The organism is Candidatus Pelagibacter sp. HTCC7211 (assembly GCF_000155895.1).
Lineage (GTDB): Bacteria > Pseudomonadota > Alphaproteobacteria > Pelagibacterales > Pelagibacteraceae > Pelagibacter.
Genome location: NZ_DS995298.1, coordinates 643,447 through 662,240, shown reverse-complemented (window position 1 = coordinate 662,240; position 18,794 = coordinate 643,447). Strand labels below are relative to the sequence as shown.

Here is an 18,794-nt window from a genome sequence, read left to right as displayed (position 1 = left end):
ATAAAAGTTAATGAAAGTACAAATAGAACTATTCGGTGCTAGCAGAGACTTCAGTAATCAAAATTTTTTACATTTTGATTTAGATCAAAATTCGACCATTAAGGATGTAAGAAAAAAATTAATTGATTATTTGGATAATAATTTTAATGGAAATGAAAATTATAAAAAAATCGTAATTTCATCAGCATTTTGTTCCGAAGACAATAATATTGTGAGCGACAATTATAAAATAACAAAAAATGAAAAAATTGCTATTATACCCCCTATTGGAGGAGGTTAATGCTTCACACTAAAATAGTTGATGTAAAAGATAGTAAGTTATCAATTCAAAAAGCAGAAAATTTTATTTCATCACAGGACTACGGTGCTTCAATTTTTTTTACTGGCACAGTCCGTAATCAAAATAATGATCAAATTGTAACTGGAATTACTTATGATAGTCATGATGAGCTTGTTCTCAAGAGTTTTGAGGAAATTTATGATGAAGCTAATGAAAAATTAAATATCAAAAATAAATCAGTATTTATTGAACATGCCAAAGGTTATTTAACACTTGGAGAAATAAGCATTGTTATTGCTGTTGCCTGCAAACATCGCGATGAAGCATATGTTTTATCAAGATATATTATTGAAGAAATTAAGAAAAGATCACCTATATGGAAAAAAGAACATTACGTTAATGATAAAAGTTCTTGGTTAAAAGGAAACCCTATACTTCATGAAAAAAATTAAATATTCAGAAATTACTCCAGAAAAAATTTATAATAATAGAAGATCTTTTGTGAAATCTATAGGTTTTGGTGCTGGCTCTTTAGCTATAAGCTCACTACCTTTTTTAAATAACGCTATTGGAAACGAACAAAATAATCTTACAAGTTATAAAGATATTACGACTTATAATAATTATTATGAATTTGGTACCTCTAAAGGTGACCCATACAAAAATTCAAAAAACTTTAAAACAAAACCTTGGGAAATAAGTATCGAAGGTGAAGTTGAAAAACCAATAAAAATATCAATGGACGAAATTTCGAAATCATTCACTTCAGAAGAAAGAATATATCGATTAAGATGTGTTGAGGGTTGGTCAATGGTTATTCCATGGATGGGCTTTTCATTAAGTAAATTGCTTTCTAAAGTTAATCCAACCAGTAAAGCAAAATTTGTTGCATTTGAAAGCGTTTATGATCCTGAGCAAATGAAAGGTCAAAGATATCCGGTCCTAAATTGGCCTTATAAAGAAGGATTAAGAATTGATGAAGCTATGCACCCATTGACTACTGTGGTTACAGGTTTATACAATAAAGAACTTCCCAATCAAAATGGTGCACCTCTTAGAATTTTTATTCCTTGGAAATACGGTTTTAAGAGTGCAAAGGCTATTGTTAAAATCAAGCTTATAGAAAAAATGCCAACTTCATCATGGATGTGGGCATCACCAAGAGAATATGGTTTTTATTCTAATGTTAATCCAAATGTTGATCATCCAAGATGGTCACAAGCGACTGAAAGAATAATTGGTGAAGGTATTTGGGCTCCAAGAGTTAAAACTTTAATGTTTAACGGTTATGGAGATGAAGTTGCTAACTTATATACAGGTATGGATTTAAAAAAATACTTTTAATGAAAAAGTATTACAAGCCATCAATTTTTTTTTTAAGTTTAATTCCCTTTGTTTTAATTTTTTATAAAATTATATTTAATAAATTAGGACCTGAACCTGTAAAAGAAATAACTCATTTTACTGGAGAATGGACACTCTTATTTATTATTTTTACTTTATCCATGTCTCCATTAAAAAAAATTACAAAATTAAATATTTGGATTTCTTTTAGACGTATGCTTGGTTTATTTATTTTTTTTTATGCAACATTGCATATGCTAACTTATGTGGTTATTGATTATCGCTTAGATTTTCAAAGTATTTCAAAAGATATTTTAACTAAAAAATTTATTTTTGTAGGATTTGCTGCATGGGTTTTATTGCTGCCACTTGCACTTACTTCTTCAAGAAAAGCATTGTTTTATTTAAAAGATAAGTGGAAGAAACTCCACAGACTTATTTATGTGATTGCGATACTTGGTGTAACACATTTTATTTGGCTTGTTAAAAAAGACCTTACTGAACCATTAATTTATGCAGTAATTATACTAATTCTTTTACTGTTTAGATTTAAATTTAGGAGAATAAAAAATTAATTTAAACTAGCACCTTCTGGTACACAAATTTCAGATCTAGTTAAAAATCTTCTGCCAGTCCCATTATCTAGTGAAAACATTCCACCCATACCTTTAATACAATCAATTATAAGATCTGTATTTTTCCAAGCTTCGTGTTGTGTTTTGCTAATATAGAAAGGTATGCCACCTATTTCCCCTACTAAAACATCTTGGTCACCAACTAGATATTCTTTAGCAGGATAACACATTGGTGCACTTCCATCACAACATCCACCTGATTGGTGAAAGAGTAAATCTTTTCCGTGAGCCTTTTTTAAATCTTCAATTAATTCAAGTGCTGTGGGTGTTGCTGAAACTTTCATTTTAATATGGCCCGTATTTTATTACGGGCCATTATAATATATCTGTTAAAAGAAACCTAATTTATTTTCTGCATAAGACACATGTAGATTTTTATTTTGTCTATAGTGATTTAGCATCATTTTGTGAGTTTCTCTTCCAACGCCTGATTGTTTGTAACCGCCAAATGGTGAGTGAGCTGGATAAGCATGATAACAGTTTGTCCAAACTATACCTGCTTGAATTCCTCTCCCCATTCTATACGCGATATTACCATTTCTAGTCCAAACACCAGCACCAAGTCCATAAAGTGTATCATTAGCAATTTCTAATGCATGCGCTTCATCTTTAAACTTAGTAACAGAAACTACAGGACCAAAAATTTCTTCTTGGAAGATTCTCATACTATTATCACCTTCAAAAATAGTTGGCTGAATATAATTTCCATTTTCTAACCCACTATTTAATTTAGCAACATCTCCACCACATAGAACTTTGGCACCTTCTTTCTTACCTAAATCTAGATAAGATTTTATCTTTTCCATTTGTTCTACCGATGCTTGAGCACCAATCATAGTTTCCATCTTTAAAGGATTGTCTTGAACTACAGCTTTAGTTCTAGCAATAACTTTTTCCATGAATTTATCATAAATAGATTCTTGGACTAGAGCTCTGCTTGGACAAGTACATACTTCACCTTGGTTCAAGTTGAACATTACAAAACCTTCAACACACTTATCTAAAAAGGCATCATCTTTATCCATAATGTCTTCAAAGAAAACGTTTGGAGATTTTCCACCTAATTCTAAAGTTATTGGAATTAAGTTTTGTGCAGCATACTGCATAATTAAACGTCCAGTTGTTGTTTCACCTGTGAAAGCAATTTTAGCTATTCTATCAGATGAAGCTAAAGGTTTTCCTGCTTCAAGACCAAAACCACTAACAATGTTAACTACTCCTGGAGGTAATAGATCACCAATTAATTCCATCATAAGCATGATAGATGCTGGAGTTTGTTCAGCTGGTTTTAAAACTGAGCAATTACCTGCAGCTAAAGCTGGCGCTAACTTCCATGTAGCCATTAACAATGGAAAGTTCCATGGAACTATCTGACCAACTACACCTAAAGGTTCTGGTATATTGTAAGAGTATTGTGAGTTACTTATTTCAGCAACTGAACCTTCCTCGGCTCTTATAACTCCTGCAAAATATCTCCAATGATCAATAACTAAAGGTAAATCAGCAGCCATACATTCTCTAATTGGTTTTCCATTATCCAAACATTCTGCTGTTGCTAGAAGGTTTAAATTTTTTTCTAAAACATCTGCAATCTTATTCATTATGTTAGATCTTGTGGTAATATCAGTTTTACCCCATTCTTTAAATGCCTCGTGAGCAGCATCTAAAGCTGCATCAACATCTTTTGCATCCGATCTAGCCATTTGACATATAACTTCATTATTAATTGGACTTACGTTGTCAAAATATTTTCCTGATTTTGGTTCAACAAACTTGCCTCCAATATAGTTTCCATATTTTGCTTTGAATGGAAACGGTACTTTAAGATGAGATGTGTCTAATGAAGATGACACGCCACCTTTTACTGTTTCTGTACTCATTTTTTTCCCTCTCTTTTTTGTTGTATCTAAGTGTATAATTTTAGATCGTTTCTTTGTTTTTATTTTTGTCGCAACCTTGATTTTCTTTGTCACAACTTTTTTTTTCTTTTTTATACTTTTGATTTTTTTCTTAGATTTAGTATTAGATTTTCTGGCTACTTTTTTCTTTTTATTAGCCATTTTCTTTTTAATAGCCATCACTTATCTAAACAAATTTACGTAATAACATCTATTGCTAAATGATTATGATTCTACTTATGATTGAATCTGTACCTATATCTTGTGCTTAAATGAAATGTGTCTAATATTTTAATTATGGATGAGGTTAAAAAAAAAGAATTACAATCTGCTACATTTGAAAGGTTACTTCAACACTTGGATCAAAGAAAAGATGTTCAAAATATTGATCTAATGAATTTAGCAGGATTTTGCAGAAATTGTTTATCAAGATGGTACCGAGAAGAAGCTGAAAAAAAAGGAATATCAATCTCTGATATGGATGCAAGAGCACATGTTTATGGAATGCCTTATCCTGAATGGAAAGAAAAATATCAAAAATAATTATTTTTCTTTAAGTCTTGGAAATAGTTCTACAAAGTTACAAGGCTTATGATTAATATCTAACTGATGCTTTAAAATTCCATCCCATGCATCTGTTACTCCTCCAGATGAACCTGGTAATGCAAAAACATATTTGCCGTTTGCCAATACGGCACAAGCTCTAGATTGTATTGCGGATGTACCAACTGTCTTTAAGCTAATATTTCTAAAAACTTCACCAAAACCTGGTATTTGTTTATCTGCAATTTCATCAATTGCTTCAGGAGTTATGTCTCTTCCTGTTAAGCCAGTTCCACCTGTAGTAATCACTACATCTATATCTTTTTTAGTTATCCAATCTTTTAAGATTAAAATAATATCCTCTTTATTATCTTTACAAATTTTTCTATCAATTAAATTATGATTAGCCTCTTTGATTTTTTCAACAAGAATTGCACCAGATTTATCATTATCAAAAGTTCTAGTATCTGTTACAGTTAGTAAAGCTATATTTACAATCATAATAAATTTTAGATGATTATATTATCAATATTTTTTTTTATAACAGCAATATTATATTCTAGTGTTGGATTTGGTGGTGGATCTACTTATCTAGCCTTGATGTTAATTTGGGATATTCCATATTACATTTTTCCAATAATTGCATTGTTTTGTAACATTATTGTCGTGTCAGGTAACTCTATAAACTATATTAAATCAGGTAATCTTAATGTAAAATTATTAACACCCTATCTTTTTGGATCTATACCTTTTGCTTTCATAGGTGCATCAATTTCAATAGAAAAAGAATTATTTGAAATTTTACTTTTTTTTGTTTTATTTATTGCAGGAATATTTTTATTAATTGAGAGCAAATCATTCAATGAGAATCAAATTAAATTAAAACAAATACCAAAAATTTTATCTATTTTTGTTGGATCTATAATTGGATTTGTATCTGGCATTGTTGGAATTGGAGGTGGCATATTCTTAAGCCCATTTTTATTTTTAATGAAAGCTGGATATCCAAAACATATAGTAACATCAGCATCCTTATTTATTTTAATAAATTCAATATTTGGTGTGACAGGACAATTAACAAAAGATACTGTATTTAATGAATTTTTAAATTATTGGCCTCTTTTCCTGTCTGTGTTCATTGGTGGTCAAATTGGAAACTTCCTAAATATAAAATTTTTATCTAATAAAACTCTTACTTTAATAACATCTTTGTTAGTTATTTTTGTTGCAATAAGAATGGGATTTAAAATATTACCATAATGTTGATTTAATTTACTTTTAATATATTTAATATTTATGAAAAATATTAAACCATTTGGACCATCAATAGGAAAAACAAAGATTTCAAACAAATTTTTAAATAAATTAAATAAAGAATTTGACTCAAAATCAAAATCAAAAAAAATTGATTATAGTTCAAAACTGGCTAGCCAAATTAAAAATGAATTAAAAATTTCTGACAAATTCATAAAACAAAATTTAGAAAAAGAATTAAAATTTAGTGTTAAAAAATTTTTACTAAATGAAAACATTAAAAATATTAAAGAAATTAAGATCTTAAATCTCTGGGTAGTACGCCAATTTAAAGGAGAATATAATCCAATTCATTATCATGAAGGAGATTTATCAGGTGTCGGATACTTAAAATTACCAAAAGGAATGACTAGTAATAAATTAGTTAAAAATAAGAAATTAAAAACTAATGGTACGATAGATTTTATAAATGGACAAAAAGGTTTTTTAAGCAAAAGTATATACAACGTAATCCCAAAGATTAAAGAAATGTTAATTTTTCCAAACTATTTAATGCACACTGCATATCCGTTTAACATTGATGGAGAAAGAAGATCTTTTTCATTCAATATAAAAATAATATTTAAATAATAACCTAAAAATAAATGAATAAAGATTTCTTTAAACAAGTAAGGATTCTAGATGGAGGAATGGGCCAAGAACTTCATGCTAAAGGATTAATTTCTATGGGTACCTTATGGTCCGCAAGTGCTAATTTAGAAAAAAAATTCCATAATTTAGTTGTAGATCTTCATCTCTCATACATTCATTCAGGTGCTGATGTAATTATTACTAATACTTTTTCTGCAAGAAGAATTAGATTAATTCAAAATAAAGTTAACGAACACTTTAAGTATATTAATGAACAAGCTTGTTTGCTTGCAATAAAAGCAAAAGATCTATCAAAAAAAAATGTACTAATTGCAGGAAGTTTACCTAGTCAAAGTGATACTTATGTAGAAGATCAGCGTAACTCTAATGAAATTGAAAAAGATTTTTTAGATCAAGCAACCATAATTAATCCTTACATAGATTTTTTTTATTTAGATGTTTTATCTAGCGGTAAAGAATTAGATATTGCATCTAATGTAGCTGCTAAACTTAAAAAACCTATTTTAGCAGGTGTTCATTTAAAAAAAAATTGCCTTCTTCCTTCAGGTGAAGCTATTACAGAAGTTGTTCAAAAATATAAAAATGAAAATTGGCTTGGTTTAATAGGTGCTTGTGTGTCACCTGAAATAGTTGAGAAATCTATTGAAGAACTAAAAGAAATTAATTTACCTTTTGGATTTAAAGCTAATTTATGGGAAATTGAAGAACCCGGGCCTCAAAGGACTTTCAATACGGCTAAATATGATGAGATTGGAACAAATCCAAATATAGCATTTGGAAAAAGAGACAAATATGACCCAAAATTATTTTATGAATTTTCTGAAAAAATCAAAGAAAAAGGTGCAACTATTCTTGGTGGTTGTTGTGAAACTACACCTTCGCATATTGAGGCAATAGCAAAACTTAAATAGTTTTTTTATTATCAGCTTTTTTTACAAAATAGATACCAATACAAACTGCTATTAAAGATATTAATACTTTAATTGTTATTAGTTCTTGCAAGAATATATAACCCAAAATAATTCCAAATATTGGTATTAGGTAAGAAACTTGAGATTGAAAGATTAAACCATTATTTTTTAAAATCCTAAATCTTAATAACCAAGCAACACCTGTTGGCACAATACCAAGATAAATTACAGATATGAGTGAGTCAGTTCTTGGAATTGTTTGCCAAGGTTGCTCTATAAAACTTACTAATGGAATTAAAATTATAATTGCCCAGATTAAAATTGAACCAGTTACATTTTCATTTTTCTTTTTGCTAATTTTTAATGTTAAAACACCACCTATTACATAACATGTTGATCCAAGTAATATTAACAATGCTGAAATAAAATTATTTTCATCAATTAAAATATTGTCTGAAAATAAAAATATTATTCCTGAAAAACCAATTAAAATTCCAAATGTTTTAACTAAATTAAATTTTTCATTTTTAGTATAAAAATGACCTAAAACTGTAGAGCTCAAAGGTGTTGTTGACATTAAAATAGCTGCAAGATTACTCTGAACAGATTTTACTCCATAAGCTATTAAAAAAAATGGAGCTACCAAGTTAATAAATCCAATCATTGCAAACCAATGCCAGTCTTTTGAAAAAGCCTCAATTTTAATATTTTTATAATAACAAAGAAGCAAAACTGGAATAGCTCCAAAAAAAACTCTTAAAAAAGCAATGGTTACTGGTCCAAAAGAATAAGTTGCAATCTTTATGTTAAAAAATGCTGAGGCCCAAATTAGAGCTAATACAGTTAATAATATATAATCAATTAATTTTGGTTGTCTCATTCAGTAATTTCTTTTATTTCGCCAGAGGTTAGTTTGGTTAATTGATTAAATTCTATTTTGAAAACACAATTTGGGTGACCCGCAGCTGCAAAAACTGTTTTAAATCTTTCTAGATTAGTATCAATATAGATTTTTACTTTATTTATGTGCCCTACTGGAGAAACGCCTCCAATCGTGTACCCAGTTATTTTTTTTACATCATCTGGTTTTGCCATCGAGACATCTTTTTCATCTAAAATTTTTTTAAGTTTATTTAATGAACACCTTTTGTCTCCTGAAACTAAACAAAGAACAAAACTATTACCCGTGCTAAAAAGCAAACTTTTAACAATTGCTCCAACATTACAACCTAAAGCTGTAGCTGCATCTTCTGCTGTCCTTGCTGTTTTTTCTAGACATATAACTTCTAGATTTTGATCAAATTCTTTGATTGATTTTTCAGCTCTTTTAACAGGTTCTTTCTCTAAAATAGGATTCACTGGTTTTAAATTATTTGTTTAATAATATTGCATAAATACACCACTTATGTGAAAATTGCATAGGTGTTATTTATTAAATAAGCAATATCTTTTGCGATTTTTTTGTTATTTACCACTCATAAAATTATATAGGAGACAAAATGAGCGCAGCAAATGTTTTAAAATTTATTAAAGAAAAAGAAGCAGAATTTGTAGATTTAAGATTTACTGATCCAAGAGGAAAACTGCAACATTTAACAATGGATACTTCAGTTGTTGATGAAGATATGCTTAATCAAGGTGTGTTCTTTGATGGCTCATCTATTGCTGGTTGGAAAGCTATTAACGAGTCTGACATGATTTTAAAACCTGACACTGCTAGAATGTTTATGGATCCATTTACTTCTCATAATACTGTGGTGTTATTTTGTGATATTTTAGATGCTGTGAAAAAATCTCCTTATGAAAGAGATCCTAGAGGTGTTGCAAAAAAAGCTGAAGAGTATTTAAAATCATCTGGTATTGGTGATAAAGCGTTCTTTGGTCCTGAGCCAGAGTTTTTTGTATTTGACGATGTAAGAATAAACAATGATCCAAATAATACTGGGTTTGTTTTAGATAGTAAGGAAGGTCCTTATAATTCTGGAAAAGTTTATGAAAATGGAAACATGGGACACAGACCTCCTGTAAAAGGTGGTTATTTCCCTGTACCACCAGTTGATAGTGAACAAGACATGCGTGGTGAATATTTAAAAAATTTAAAAGAAGTTGGAATTAAAGTTGAAAAACATCACCATGAAGTAGCTCCAAGTCAGCATGAGCTTGGTATGTACTTTGGTACTTTAGTTGATCAAGCAGATAATGTTCAATTATATAAATATATTGTTCAAATGGTTACTCATTCTTTTGGAAAGACAGCAACGTTTATGCCTAAACCAGTTGCAGGTGATAATGGTTCAGGTATGCACATTCACCAATCTATTTGGAAAGGAGATACTCCAGTATTTTCTGGTGATGCTTATGCAGGATTATCAGAAACAGCTTTACATTATATAGGTGGAATTTTAAAACATGCTAAAGCAATCAATGCTTTTGCAAACTCTACCACAAATAGTTACAAAAGATTAGTTCCAGGTTTTGAAGCTCCTGTGCTTCTTGCTTATTCAGCAAGAAATAGATCTGCTTCTTGTAGAATACCTATTACGCTAAGCAAAAAAGGTGCAAGATGTGAAATTAGATTCCCCGATGCATCAGGAAACCCTTATTTAACTTTTGCAGCTATGCTTATGGCTGGACTTGATGGAATAAAAAATAAAATTCATCCAGGCGAGTCTTTTGATAAAGATTTGTATGAATTACCGCCAGAAGAAGTAAAAGCTATACCAACTGTTTGTGGTTCTCTAAGAGAAGCCATGGAAAGTTTAGATAAAGATAGAGAGTTTTTAACTCAAGGTGGAGTATTTACAGATGATCAAATTGATGCTTACATTGCACTTAAATTTGAGGAGATTCACAAGTTTGAACACGCGCCTCATCCAGTTGAGTTTGAGATGTATTACAGTAGTTAGTAATTAATTACTGTCTAGTTGTTGCAATTGTATCTTTGTTAATACCTTTTTTTACGACGTAGTCCTGTGTTCCATTTGCACCTGTTTCGACTTCTTTACGTAAATCTTTAAAAAAAGTTTTTTGCTTTAAAGAATTTTTAAGGTTTTTAACTAAGTTTTTAAATTCAAAAGTGTTCATTAGTAATAATTACACTAGATATGCATATAATGCAATACTGATATGCAATTATTAGGATAATACAATCTACTCAATTTTAAACGACTCTCCACAACCACAACGCTCTGTTTCATTGGGATTATTGAATACAAAAGATGAGGAAAGTTCTTCTTTTTTATAATCCATTTCCGTACCGAGCAAATACATCACAGCAGCAGAATCAACAAATACTTTTACACCTTTGTCTTCAATAACTTCATCATTTGGATTTGCTTCTTTAGTGTATTCCATAACATAAGACATACCTGCACATCCGCCAGTTTTAACAGATACTCTAACTCCAAGTGAATCTTTTTCAGCATTAGACATTATTTCTTTAATTCTTAATGCTGCATTGTCACTTAATTTAATTATAGGGTTCATTATAAATTTAACTCCAATTTAGCTGCTTCTGACATCATATCTTTGTTCCATGGAGGGTCCCATACTAATTCAAGATCAACATCCTCAATTCCTTCGACTTGCATAGCTCCCTCTTTAACTTCTTTTGGTAAGCTCTCAGCAACAGGGCAATTGGGTGTTGTTAATGTCATCTTTATTTTTGCAAAATTGTCATTCTCAACAGTAACATCGTAAATTAAACCTAGCTCATAAATATTAACTGGTAATTCAGGGTCATAAATTTTTCTAATTTCTTCAATGATTTGATCTTTTTTATTCATAAATTTAATTTTCAGTTTTAACTGGTTCTTTTTTATTTTCAAACGCAGAAACTAATGTGTGCCATGATAAAGTTGCACATTTAACTCTCATTGGATACTGTTTTACTCCCGATAAACACATAAGTTTTGTTTTTTCATCCTCTGCTAAATTTTCAGATTTTAATTCAGGATTCTCTTTTATCATTCCTAAAAAATCTTCAACAATTTCTTTTGCTTCGTGTTCATTTTTTCCCTTAATCAAATCAGTCATAATAGATGCTGATGCCATTGAAATAGCACAGCCACTACCCTCAAATGAAATATCTTCAACAATTTTTTGTCCATTAAGTTTTAAATAAACATGAACATTGTCACCACATAAAGGGTTGTGGCCTTTGGCATCTTTATTAAAATCATCTGTCTTGCCAAGATTTCTTGGATTTTTACCATGTTCTAAAATTATTTCTTGGTATAATTCTTTAAGGTTCATTTTAAATTAAATATTTTTTTACAATTATTTATAGCGCTATTTAGTTTATCAAGATCATCTTTAGTATTATAAATTCCTACTGATGCTCTTGAACTTGCAGGTATATTCAATTTATCATGAAGTATTTGACAACAATGATGACCAGCTCTGATTGCAACACCATCCTCATCTAATATTGTTGCAACATCATGAGGATGAATACCTTCAATAGTAAATGATAAAACTCCACCCTTATTTTTAGGATTACCGATTAATTTTACAGAATTATTTTTTTGTAATAGTTCTTGTCCATATTCAACTAACTCAGCTTCATGCTTCATTATATTTTCTATTCCAACACTCTCTAAAAATTTAATAGACTGATCAAATGCAATTACTTGAGCTGTGGCCATAGTTCCTGCCTCATATTTATTAGGTAAATCACCATAGGAAATTCTATCTTTTTTAACCTCATTAATCATTCCTCCACCTCCTTGATAAGGTGGTAATTCCTCTAACCATTTTTTTTTACCATACAAAACACCAAGACCTGTAGGCCCATACATTTTGTGACAAGAGATAGCATAAAAATCACAGTCTAAGTCCTGCATATCTAATTTTAAATGAGGAGCACCCTGACAACCATCAACAACAACAATTATACCTTTAGCATGAGCTAACTCTGTTATTTCTTTAATAGGTAATATTGCACCTGTTACATTCGATAAATGCGTAACTGAGATAATCTTTGTTTTCGGGGTTATTTTTTTTTCAATTTCTTCTAATGTAATTTCACCCTCTTCATTAATTTCAGCAAAATTAATTTTTATGTTTTTTGATTTTCTTAAAAAGTGCCATGGAACATAATTAGAATGATGCTCTAACTCAGTGATAAGAATTTCGTCTTCTTCTTGTAAATAATTTTGGCCCAATGTATTTGCAACTAAGTTAAGTGCTTCTGTTGCACCTTTGGTAAATACAATTTCATTTTTATCTTTAGCATTTATATATCTTTGAACTGAAGTTCTTGTGTTTTCATATAAGTTTGTCGCTGCGACAGCTAAATAATGTACGCTTCTTCCAACATTTGAAAATTGTTTTGTATAAAATTCATTAATTTTATCAATTACAACTTTTGGTTTTTGAGATGAGTTTGCGCTATCTAAGTAAACTAAATCATTATTGTGAATTTTTTCATCAAAAATTGGAAATTCTTGTTTTACTTTATCTATATTCATTCTTTTATTCCTATTAAATTTTTAATTAAATTTTTAATTTCCGGGTCAGTAATTTTTTCTACTACATCAAGCAAAAAACCATTGATAAGTAGTTCTCTTGATTGTTGATAGTTTAATCCTCTAGACATTAAATAAAATATAGAGTCTTCATTTAAGCTACCTGAGGCTGAGCCGTGAGAACATTTAACATCATCAGCATAGATTTCTAGTTCTGGTTTTGCATTAAATTCTGACTCTTTGTTTAATAAAATTGCTTTACTTAACTGATATCCATCAGTTTTTTGTGCATCAGAATTAACAAATATTTTGCCTTGATATGCTGCTTTAGCGCTATCTTCTAAAACACTTTTTATTAATTGATAACTTTTAGTGTTTTCGGTTAGATGATTTATTATTGTTCTTATTTCATGATGTTTATTATCATTTAAAGAAAAAATACCATTTACAAAAGCAGAAGAATATTTCCCATTTAAATTACAATTAATCTCATTTTTAAAAAAATTTGATCCTGCAGATAAAATAAATGTTTCCGAGATACTATCTTTATCTTGTTCAATATTATTAAACGAGTATTTGATATTTTTATTATCAAATCTATCTACTTTATAGTTTTTTAAGATAGCATTTTCTTTTAAATAAAAATTATAGAATATATTTAAAAAATTTTTTTCAGAAGTATCATTGAATAAGTCAATCAATCGTAAGGAGCTATTTTTATCTAGCTCAAATTCTAGTCTTAGATTAATGTTTTTAGACCATATTTTTGAGTTAGTTGTGTGATAAATAATAAGTGGTTTTGCTAATTGATAACCATTTTTAACCAATATTTTGAATGATTTATTTGTAAATGCATGATTTAGATCAGATAAAGAATTATTATTTAATTTATTTATAGTTTCAGATTGATCAATTATTTCTATTTTATCTTTTTGCTCATAATCAAAATCAATTTTTTCAATTCTGCCATTTATAAAAACTATTTTATTATGCTCTAAACCATCAACAAATACTGAGGTATCAACTTTATTAGTGTGTGTAAAATCACTATAAAAACTTAGTTCTCCAATATCTTTTTTTATTATTTGATTAAGATCTGAAAATTTCCAATCTTCTTCTCTTCTATTTGGAAACCCTCTATTAATAAAATTATCTAAATAAAATTTTTTTATTTCAATATCTTTTTGAGATAAATTTAAATTTTTTACAATATTATCAAAATCTTTTTGTAATTGTTCTTTCATTTAATTAAAATTTTCGTATCCTTTTTTTTCTAATTCTAGAGCAAGATCTGCTCCTCCAGATTTAATTATTTTTCCATCCATTAAAACATGAACATAATCAGGTTTGATGTAATCAAGTAATCTTTGATAGTGTGTAATTATTAGAAATGAATTTTTATCATTTCTTAAAGTGTTAACTCCATCTGCTACAATTTTTAATGCATCAATATCTAGACCTGAGTCTGTTTCGTCTAAAATGGATAGCTTAGGAGACAACATTGACATTTGTAAAATTTCATTTTTCTTCTTTTCTCCTCCAGAAAAACCAACATTTAATTGTCGGTTCAATTTTTCTTCATCAAATTTAAGTTCTTTTGATTTTTCCTTTACCAATTTAAGAAATTCAATAGCATCAAGTTCTTTTTCACCTCTTGCTTTTCTCACTGCATTTAATGAGGTTTTTAAAAATATATTTGTATTTACTCCTGGAATTTCTAAAGGATATTGAAAGGCTAAAAAAATTCCTTTGTGAGCTCTTTCTTCAGTTTCAAGTTCAAATAAATCCTTATCTTCGAAAAGAATTTCTCCAGAAACTTCGTATCCTTTTTTTCCTGATAAAATATTTGATAATGTGCTTTTACCCGATCCATTTGGACCCATTATAGCATGAACTTCTCCTGGATTTATATTAAGTGAAAGATCTTTTAATATATCTTTGTTATCTATTTTTGCTTTTAAATGATTTATTTTTAACATTATCCCACACTTCCTTCTAAGCTTATTCCTACAAGTTTTTGAGCTTCAACTGCAAATTCCATAGGCAACTGTTGTAAAACTTCTTTACAAAATCCATTCACTATTAACCCTACAGCCTCCTCTGCATTCAACCCTCTCTGTTGACAATAATGTAACTGCTCTTCACTTATTTTTGATGTTGTTGCCTCATGAGCAATATTAGATTCTGAATTCTTATTTTTTATATATGGGACTGTGTGTGCTCCACATTTGTTACCCATTAATAGTGAGTCACATTGAGTATAATTGTTAGAATTTGCAGCTTTAGGTGAAATATCCACAAGCCCTCTATAAGTCATATCAGAAAATCCTGCACTTATTCCTTTTGATATAATTTTACTTTTAGTATTTTTTCCTAAATGGATCATTTTAGTTCCAGTATCAGCTTTTTGATGATTATTAGTGATTGCAATAGAATAAAATTCTCCAACTGAGTTATCACCTTTTAATATACAGCTTGGATATTTCCATGTGATAGCTGATCCAGTTTCAACTTGAGTCCACGAAATTTTAGAATTTCTACCTTTACATAAACCTCGCTTAGTTACAAAATTATATATTCCGCCCTTTCCATCTTTATCTCCTGGGTACCAATTTTGAACTGTTGAATATTTTATTTCAGCATCATCAAGTGCGATTAATTCTACGTTAGCGGCATGTAATTGATTTTCATCTCTCATTGGTGCCGTACAACCTTCTAAATAACTTACGTAACTTCCTTTATCCGCAACAATCAAAGTTCTTTCAAACTGACCTGTGTTTGATGCATTTATTCTAAAATAAGTAGACAGTTCCATTGGACATTTTACACCCTCTGGTATGTAAGCAAATGATCCATCTGTAAAGACAGCAGAATTAAGAGTGGCAAAAAAATGATCAGTTGTAGGAATTACAGATCCTAGATACTTTTTAACTAATTCTGGATGGTTTTGAATTGCTTCAGATATAGGGCAAAAGATAATTCCTAATTTAGATAGCTCTTCTCTAAAAGTTGTGGCAACTGATACCGAGTCGAATACTGCATCAACTGCTATACCATTTAATCTTGCTTGTTCTTGAAGAGGGATACCAAGTTTTTTATATGTTTCTAAAAGTTTTGGATCTAGTTCATCTAGACTTTTTGGTTTATCATCCATACTTTTTGGTGCTGAATAATAATATAAATCTTGATAATCAATTTTTGGGTATTTGGGTTTTTGCCAATCTGGCTCTTTAAGTTGTTTAAATCTTTCAAAAGCTTTTAATCTAAATTCAAGCATCCATGAAGGTTCCTTCTTGATATTTGAGATAAATTTTATTACATCCTCATTTAATCCTTTTGGAGCTCTAGTGTTTTCAATATCAGTTGAAAAACCGTATTTGTAATCTTTTAAATTTTCTATTTCTTTTTGTCTATTATCCATTTTATATTCTGTTCTCAGTGCTAGATTTTAACAAATCTTCTAAACTTTTTTTGTCGAAAAAACTGTTAATATGATTTTCTAATTCATCCCAAAGATTGTGTGTTACACACTTGGTTGCCTTACCATTACATCCTTTTTTAGACTCTTTTTTGCATTGTACAGTTTTAACTTTTTCATCAACTGCATGAAATATATTAGTAAGTTTTATTTCATTTGGTTTTTTAGATAAAACATAACCCCCTTGTGTTCCTCTAATACTTTTAACAATTTGATCTTTTTTTAATTTAGAAAAAATTTGCTCAAGATAATCAAGCGAGATACCTTGTCTTAAAGATATATCTCTTAGAGATACTGGATTGATGTTATCAAACCTAGCTAAGTCAACTAATGCCATTACAGCATATCTACCTTTTGAAGTCAGTTTCATATTACCCTTTAAATTTGTGGTTTTTTATACATACCTGACTAAATTGGTCAAGTATAGTTTTAAAAAAAAAGTTAACATATTGTCGCTCAGTTATGATAAACGTAACTTTTTTTTGAGAATAATAATCAATATCGCACATGGATAATAAAATATTAGAAATATTCATTCCAGGACCAGCTGGAAGACTTGAAGCTAAATATTACAAGAGTAAAAAAAATACATCTCCAATTGCATTAGTCTTACAACCTCATCCTCAATATGGTGGAACGATGAATAATAAAGTGGTTGTAGATACTTTTCACACATTTATGGATAATGACTTTTCAGTTTGTAGAGTTAATTTTAGAGGTGTTGGAAAAAGTGATGGAGAATTTGATAATGGTCAAGGTGAATTAGCAGACGCAGCAGCTGCATTAGACTGGTTAGAAAGAGAAAACTTTGATAATTCACAATGTTGGGTATCTGGATTTTCTTTTGGTTCTTTAATTGCAATGCAATTGTTAATGAGAAGACCTGAAATAAATAGATTTATTGCAATCTCTCCTCAACCTAATGTTTATGATTTTTCTTTTTTATCACCATGTCCAACATCAGGCTTAATGATATATGGAAAAAAAGATGAGCTTGTTCCTTTGGAATATATTACAGAACTAGATAAAAGATTAAGTGCACAAAAAGGTATTAAAGTAGAGTTTCAAGCAGTTGGTGATGCAAATCATTTTTTTTCAAAAACAGAAAATGAATTGGTAAAAAATTTAGACAAATATATAAAAAAAGAAACAGCTTTATATTAATTAAAAATTTTCAACTATCTTTCCTCCAACCGTTGGCTTATCACAACCTGTAGTTTTTGGAAATGATATTGGCAAATTTAAAAAAGATCTAATTGCAAGATAACCAAATGCTTGTGACTCAATATAATCTCCATCGTATTTATAATTATCAATTATATCTAAACTTATATTTGTTTGGTTTGAAGAATAATCTTTAATACAATTAATTAGAAAATTATTTTTCCTTCCCCCGCCACATATTAAATATTTGATATTTTTACTTTTATCTTTATTTGAGTATTCAATTCCTTTTGCAATTAAATATGCTGTAAAACTTGTGATAGTTGCACATCCAACTTCAAATGACAATCCACGAGCAAAAGATGTATCAAAATTTTTAATGTCTAACGATTTGTCATACGATTGAATTTCAAAATTATCTATTGCCTGATTTAGTATTAATTGATCAATTTTTCCAGATTGAGCTATAAGACCGTCTTTATCAAATTTTTTTTTTGAATTTACTCTTATCCATTCATCAATTAAACAATTACCAGGACCTGAGTCAAAAGCTTCAAGATTTTCCTCTATTTTTCCGTTTCCTCTTAATACTTTTGTAATATTTGAAATTCCACCAATATTGATAAAACCAATTGGGAATTGAATTTGATTTTGCTTATTTATATACTTTGATACAAGATTATGAAAAATAGGTGTTAAAGGTGCACCTTGACCATTATTTTTAATATCTTCTTGTCTAAAATCAAAAATAACTTTCTTTTTAATTAACTGAGATAGTAATTTACCATCACCAAGTTGCTTGGTAATTTTTTTTCCAGGGTTGTGGTAAATTGTTTGTCCATGAAATCCAATTAAGTCAATTTTATCATCATATTTTAGTGATATTTGGTTGATAATTTTGCCATGAAATATTGTAATTTCTCTCTCTATTTCATTAATTTTTGACGAATATTTCTCTAAATCTTCAAAATTTAAAATGAGATTTCTTAAGTCAATTAACCGTTGATGAAGGCTGTTATCATATTCATGATATTCATTTAAAATTTTAGTAAATTTATCAATTCCATTTGATCTTATCAAAGATGCATCAACACCGTCCATAGAAGTACCGCTCATTAATCCAATAGCAGTATATAATTTATTATTCATTGATATTCTTTTTAAAAAA

Annotated in this window: 25 protein-coding genes; 10 read left to right on the top strand and 15 right to left on the bottom strand. The window is 29.1% G+C overall.

All coding sequences use genetic code 11. The features are described 5' to 3' along the window. The first annotated feature begins 10 nt into the window (after positions 1-10). The 4 genes from PB7211_RS03445 to PB7211_RS03430 are packed head-to-tail and all read left to right on the top strand — an operon-like array spanning position 11 to position 2,199. Complete coding sequence (locus tag PB7211_RS03445) at positions 11-280, top strand: MoaD/ThiS family protein (protein ID WP_034398943.1); 270 nt, start codon at positions 11-13, stop codon at positions 278-280. Further along, a complete protein-coding gene (locus PB7211_RS03440; protein WP_008544571.1) occupies positions 280-732 on the top strand; it encodes a molybdopterin synthase catalytic subunit in 453 nt (150 codons plus the stop codon). Before PB7211_RS03445 ends, PB7211_RS03440 begins: the two co-directional genes overlap by 1 nt. Then, positions 719-1,624: a protein-methionine-sulfoxide reductase catalytic subunit MsrP gene (gene msrP, locus PB7211_RS03435; RefSeq protein ID WP_008544096.1), complete on the top strand. Its 906-nt coding sequence runs from the start codon at positions 719-721 to the stop codon at positions 1,622-1,624. The genes PB7211_RS03440 and msrP overlap by 14 nt, the downstream gene beginning before the upstream one ends. Continuing rightward, a complete protein-coding gene (locus tag PB7211_RS03430; RefSeq protein WP_008544601.1) occupies positions 1,624-2,199 on the top strand; it encodes a sulfite oxidase heme-binding subunit YedZ in 576 nt (191 codons plus the stop codon). Before msrP ends, PB7211_RS03430 begins: the two co-directional genes overlap by 1 nt. Here PB7211_RS03430 and PB7211_RS03425 read toward each other — a convergent pair. Both PB7211_RS03425 and PB7211_RS03420 read right to left on the bottom strand, forming a co-directional pair. Then, a complete protein-coding gene (locus tag PB7211_RS03425; protein ID WP_008544683.1) occupies positions 2,196-2,543 on the bottom strand; it encodes a DUF779 domain-containing protein in 348 nt (115 codons plus the stop codon). The two genes, PB7211_RS03430 and PB7211_RS03425, sit on opposite strands and share 4 nt — an antisense overlap. Before the next feature lie 45 nt (positions 2,544-2,588). Further along, positions 2,589-4,139: an aldehyde dehydrogenase family protein gene (locus tag PB7211_RS03420; RefSeq protein WP_050754622.1), complete on the bottom strand. Its 1,551-nt coding sequence runs from the start codon at positions 4,137-4,139 to the stop codon at positions 2,589-2,591. 315 nt (positions 4,140-4,454) lie between these two features. On the opposite strand from PB7211_RS03420, the gene PB7211_RS03415 reads away from it, so the two are divergent. After that, a complete protein-coding gene (locus tag PB7211_RS03415; RefSeq protein ID WP_034398941.1) occupies positions 4,455-4,700 on the top strand; it encodes a DUF1244 domain-containing protein in 246 nt (81 codons plus the stop codon). Here the strand turns inward: PB7211_RS03415 and PB7211_RS03410 are convergent, their stop codons facing one another. After that, positions 4,701-5,201 (bottom strand): molybdenum cofactor synthesis domain-containing protein, encoded by a 501-nt coding sequence (locus PB7211_RS03410; RefSeq protein ID WP_008545016.1) that lies wholly within the window; start codon positions 5,199-5,201, stop codon positions 4,701-4,703. A 12-nt stretch (positions 5,202-5,213) separates the two neighbouring features. Here PB7211_RS03410 and PB7211_RS03405 point away from each other — a divergent pair, with 12 nt between their 5' ends. From PB7211_RS03405 to PB7211_RS03395, 3 genes are read left to right on the top strand one after another with little or no spacing between them, the layout of a single operon-like run. Continuing rightward, the gene (locus PB7211_RS03405) at positions 5,214-5,960 is read left to right on the top strand and encodes a sulfite exporter TauE/SafE family protein (protein WP_008544135.1); all 747 of its coding nucleotides are present in this window, start codon (positions 5,214-5,216) and stop codon (positions 5,958-5,960) included. A 36-nt stretch (positions 5,961-5,996) separates the two neighbouring features. After that, positions 5,997-6,584: a putative 2OG-Fe(II) oxygenase gene (locus tag PB7211_RS03400; RefSeq protein WP_008544272.1), complete on the top strand. Its 588-nt coding sequence runs from the start codon at positions 5,997-5,999 to the stop codon at positions 6,582-6,584. 14 nt (positions 6,585-6,598) lie between these two features. Beyond that, entirely contained in the window at positions 6,599-7,516 is a 918-nt protein-coding gene (locus PB7211_RS03395; RefSeq protein ID WP_008544884.1) for a homocysteine S-methyltransferase family protein, read from the top strand. Here PB7211_RS03395 and PB7211_RS03390 read toward each other — a convergent pair. Together PB7211_RS03390 and PB7211_RS03385 are read right to left on the bottom strand one after the other, a co-directional pair. Beyond that, entirely contained in the window at positions 7,509-8,396 is an 888-nt protein-coding gene (locus PB7211_RS03390; RefSeq protein WP_008544203.1) for a DMT family transporter, read from the bottom strand. The two genes, PB7211_RS03395 and PB7211_RS03390, sit on opposite strands and share 8 nt — an antisense overlap. Next, the gene (locus PB7211_RS03385; RefSeq protein WP_008544258.1) at positions 8,393-8,875 is read right to left on the bottom strand and encodes a YbaK/EbsC family protein; all 483 of its coding nucleotides are present in this window, start codon (positions 8,873-8,875) and stop codon (positions 8,393-8,395) included. The genes PB7211_RS03390 and PB7211_RS03385 overlap by 4 nt, the downstream gene beginning before the upstream one ends. Positions 8,876-9,015: 140 nt before the next feature. Between PB7211_RS03385 and glnA the strand changes: the two genes are divergently transcribed. After that, positions 9,016-10,422, top strand: coding sequence for a type I glutamate--ammonia ligase (gene glnA, locus PB7211_RS03380; protein WP_008544267.1), 1,407 nt, complete (start codon positions 9,016-9,018; stop codon positions 10,420-10,422). Between the two features lie 7 nt (positions 10,423-10,429). On the opposite strand, the gene PB7211_RS08010 is transcribed toward glnA, so the two are convergent. From PB7211_RS08010 to PB7211_RS03340, 9 genes are all read right to left on the bottom strand, one after another. Beyond that, positions 10,430-10,600, bottom strand: coding sequence for a hypothetical protein (locus PB7211_RS08010; RefSeq protein WP_008545258.1), 171 nt, complete (start codon positions 10,598-10,600; stop codon positions 10,430-10,432). 66 nt (positions 10,601-10,666) lie between these two features. Then, complete coding sequence (locus PB7211_RS03375; RefSeq protein WP_008545769.1) at positions 10,667-11,002, bottom strand: HesB/IscA family protein; 336 nt, start codon at positions 11,000-11,002, stop codon at positions 10,667-10,669. Next, positions 11,002-11,301: an SUF system Fe-S cluster assembly protein gene (locus PB7211_RS03370; RefSeq protein WP_008544735.1), complete on the bottom strand. Its 300-nt coding sequence runs from the start codon at positions 11,299-11,301 to the stop codon at positions 11,002-11,004. The genes PB7211_RS03375 and PB7211_RS03370 overlap by 1 nt, the downstream gene beginning before the upstream one ends. Positions 11,302-11,305: 4 nt before the next feature. Then, the gene (sufU, locus tag PB7211_RS03365) at positions 11,306-11,770 is read right to left on the bottom strand and encodes a Fe-S cluster assembly sulfur transfer protein SufU (protein WP_008544503.1); all 465 of its coding nucleotides are present in this window, start codon (positions 11,768-11,770) and stop codon (positions 11,306-11,308) included. Beyond that, on the bottom strand, positions 11,767-12,987 hold the full coding sequence (locus PB7211_RS03360; protein ID WP_008544780.1) for an aminotransferase class V-fold PLP-dependent enzyme: 1,221 nt from the start codon (positions 12,985-12,987) through the stop codon (positions 11,767-11,769). The genes sufU and PB7211_RS03360 overlap by 4 nt, the downstream gene beginning before the upstream one ends. Continuing rightward, positions 12,984-14,228: a Fe-S cluster assembly protein SufD gene (gene sufD / locus PB7211_RS03355; protein ID WP_008544242.1), complete on the bottom strand. Its 1,245-nt coding sequence runs from the start codon at positions 14,226-14,228 to the stop codon at positions 12,984-12,986. The genes PB7211_RS03360 and sufD overlap by 4 nt, the downstream gene beginning before the upstream one ends. After that, on the bottom strand, positions 14,229-14,963 hold the full coding sequence (sufC, locus tag PB7211_RS03350) for a Fe-S cluster assembly ATPase SufC (RefSeq protein WP_034398937.1): 735 nt from the start codon (positions 14,961-14,963) through the stop codon (positions 14,229-14,231). Beyond that, positions 14,963-16,405, bottom strand: a complete 1,443-nt coding sequence (sufB, locus tag PB7211_RS03345; RefSeq protein ID WP_008545762.1) for a Fe-S cluster assembly protein SufB — start codon at positions 16,403-16,405, stop codon at positions 14,963-14,965. The genes sufC and sufB overlap by 1 nt, the downstream gene beginning before the upstream one ends. Position 16,406: 1 nt before the next feature. Further along, a complete protein-coding gene (locus PB7211_RS03340; protein ID WP_034398935.1) occupies positions 16,407-16,832 on the bottom strand; it encodes an Rrf2 family transcriptional regulator in 426 nt (141 codons plus the stop codon). A 149-nt stretch (positions 16,833-16,981) separates the two neighbouring features. On the opposite strand from PB7211_RS03340, the gene PB7211_RS03335 reads away from it, so the two are divergent. Then, positions 16,982-17,626, top strand: a complete 645-nt coding sequence (locus PB7211_RS03335) for an alpha/beta hydrolase (protein ID WP_034399225.1) — start codon at positions 16,982-16,984, stop codon at positions 17,624-17,626. On the opposite strand, the gene PB7211_RS03330 is transcribed toward PB7211_RS03335, so the two are convergent. After that, the gene (locus PB7211_RS03330) at positions 17,627-18,775 is read right to left on the bottom strand and encodes an anhydro-N-acetylmuramic acid kinase (RefSeq protein WP_008544728.1); all 1,149 of its coding nucleotides are present in this window, start codon (positions 18,773-18,775) and stop codon (positions 17,627-17,629) included. Positions 18,776-18,794 lie beyond the last annotated feature (19 nt).

Excerpts from the sequence above, each read along its gene's own strand:
- msrP (WP_008544096.1), top strand. The coding sequence starts at position 719 with ATGAAAAAAATTAAATATTCAGAAATTACTCCAGAAAAAATTTATAAT.
- PB7211_RS03375 (WP_008545769.1), bottom strand. The coding sequence starts at position 11,002 with ATGAACCCTATAATTAAATTAAGTGACAATGCAGCATTAAGAATTAAA.
- PB7211_RS08010 (WP_008545258.1), bottom strand. The coding sequence starts at position 10,600 with ATGAACACTTTTGAATTTAAAAACTTAGTTAAAAACCTTAAAAATTCT.
- PB7211_RS03405 (WP_008544135.1), top strand. The coding sequence starts at position 5,214 with ATGATTATATTATCAATATTTTTTTTTATAACAGCAATATTATATTCT.
- PB7211_RS03415 (WP_034398941.1), top strand. The coding sequence starts at position 4,455 with ATGGATGAGGTTAAAAAAAAAGAATTACAATCTGCTACATTTGAAAGG.
- PB7211_RS03340 (WP_034398935.1), bottom strand. The coding sequence starts at position 16,832 with ATGAAACTGACTTCAAAAGGTAGATATGCTGTAATGGCATTAGTTGAC.
- PB7211_RS03430 (WP_008544601.1), top strand. The coding sequence starts at position 1,624 with ATGAAAAAGTATTACAAGCCATCAATTTTTTTTTTAAGTTTAATTCCC.
- glnA (WP_008544267.1), top strand. The coding sequence starts at position 9,016 with ATGAGCGCAGCAAATGTTTTAAAATTTATTAAAGAAAAAGAAGCAGAA.
- sufD (WP_008544242.1), bottom strand. The coding sequence starts at position 14,228 with ATGAAAGAACAATTACAAAAAGATTTTGATAATATTGTAAAAAATTTA.
- PB7211_RS03390 (WP_008544203.1), bottom strand. The coding sequence starts at position 8,396 with ATGAGACAACCAAAATTAATTGATTATATATTATTAACTGTATTAGCT.
- PB7211_RS03410 (WP_008545016.1), bottom strand. The coding sequence starts at position 5,201 with ATGATTGTAAATATAGCTTTACTAACTGTAACAGATACTAGAACTTTT.
- PB7211_RS03370 (WP_008544735.1), bottom strand. The coding sequence starts at position 11,301 with ATGAATAAAAAAGATCAAATCATTGAAGAAATTAGAAAAATTTATGAC.
- PB7211_RS03395 (WP_008544884.1), top strand. The coding sequence starts at position 6,599 with ATGAATAAAGATTTCTTTAAACAAGTAAGGATTCTAGATGGAGGAATG.
- PB7211_RS03425 (WP_008544683.1), bottom strand. The coding sequence starts at position 2,543 with ATGAAAGTTTCAGCAACACCCACAGCACTTGAATTAATTGAAGATTTA.
- PB7211_RS03445 (WP_034398943.1), top strand. The coding sequence starts at position 11 with ATGAAAGTACAAATAGAACTATTCGGTGCTAGCAGAGACTTCAGTAAT.
- sufB (WP_008545762.1), bottom strand. The coding sequence starts at position 16,405 with ATGGATAATAGACAAAAAGAAATAGAAAATTTAAAAGATTACAAATAC.
- PB7211_RS03360 (WP_008544780.1), bottom strand. The coding sequence starts at position 12,987 with ATGAATATAGATAAAGTAAAACAAGAATTTCCAATTTTTGATGAAAAA.
- PB7211_RS03440 (WP_008544571.1), top strand. The coding sequence starts at position 280 with ATGCTTCACACTAAAATAGTTGATGTAAAAGATAGTAAGTTATCAATT.
- PB7211_RS03420 (WP_050754622.1), bottom strand. The coding sequence starts at position 4,139 with ATGAGTACAGAAACAGTAAAAGGTGGCGTGTCATCTTCATTAGACACA.
- sufC (WP_034398937.1), bottom strand. The coding sequence starts at position 14,963 with ATGTTAAAAATAAATCATTTAAAAGCAAAAATAGATAACAAAGATATA.
- PB7211_RS03330 (WP_008544728.1), bottom strand. The coding sequence starts at position 18,775 with ATGAATAATAAATTATATACTGCTATTGGATTAATGAGCGGTACTTCT.
- PB7211_RS03400 (WP_008544272.1), top strand. The coding sequence starts at position 5,997 with ATGAAAAATATTAAACCATTTGGACCATCAATAGGAAAAACAAAGATT.
- sufU (WP_008544503.1), bottom strand. The coding sequence starts at position 11,770 with ATGAACCTTAAAGAATTATACCAAGAAATAATTTTAGAACATGGTAAA.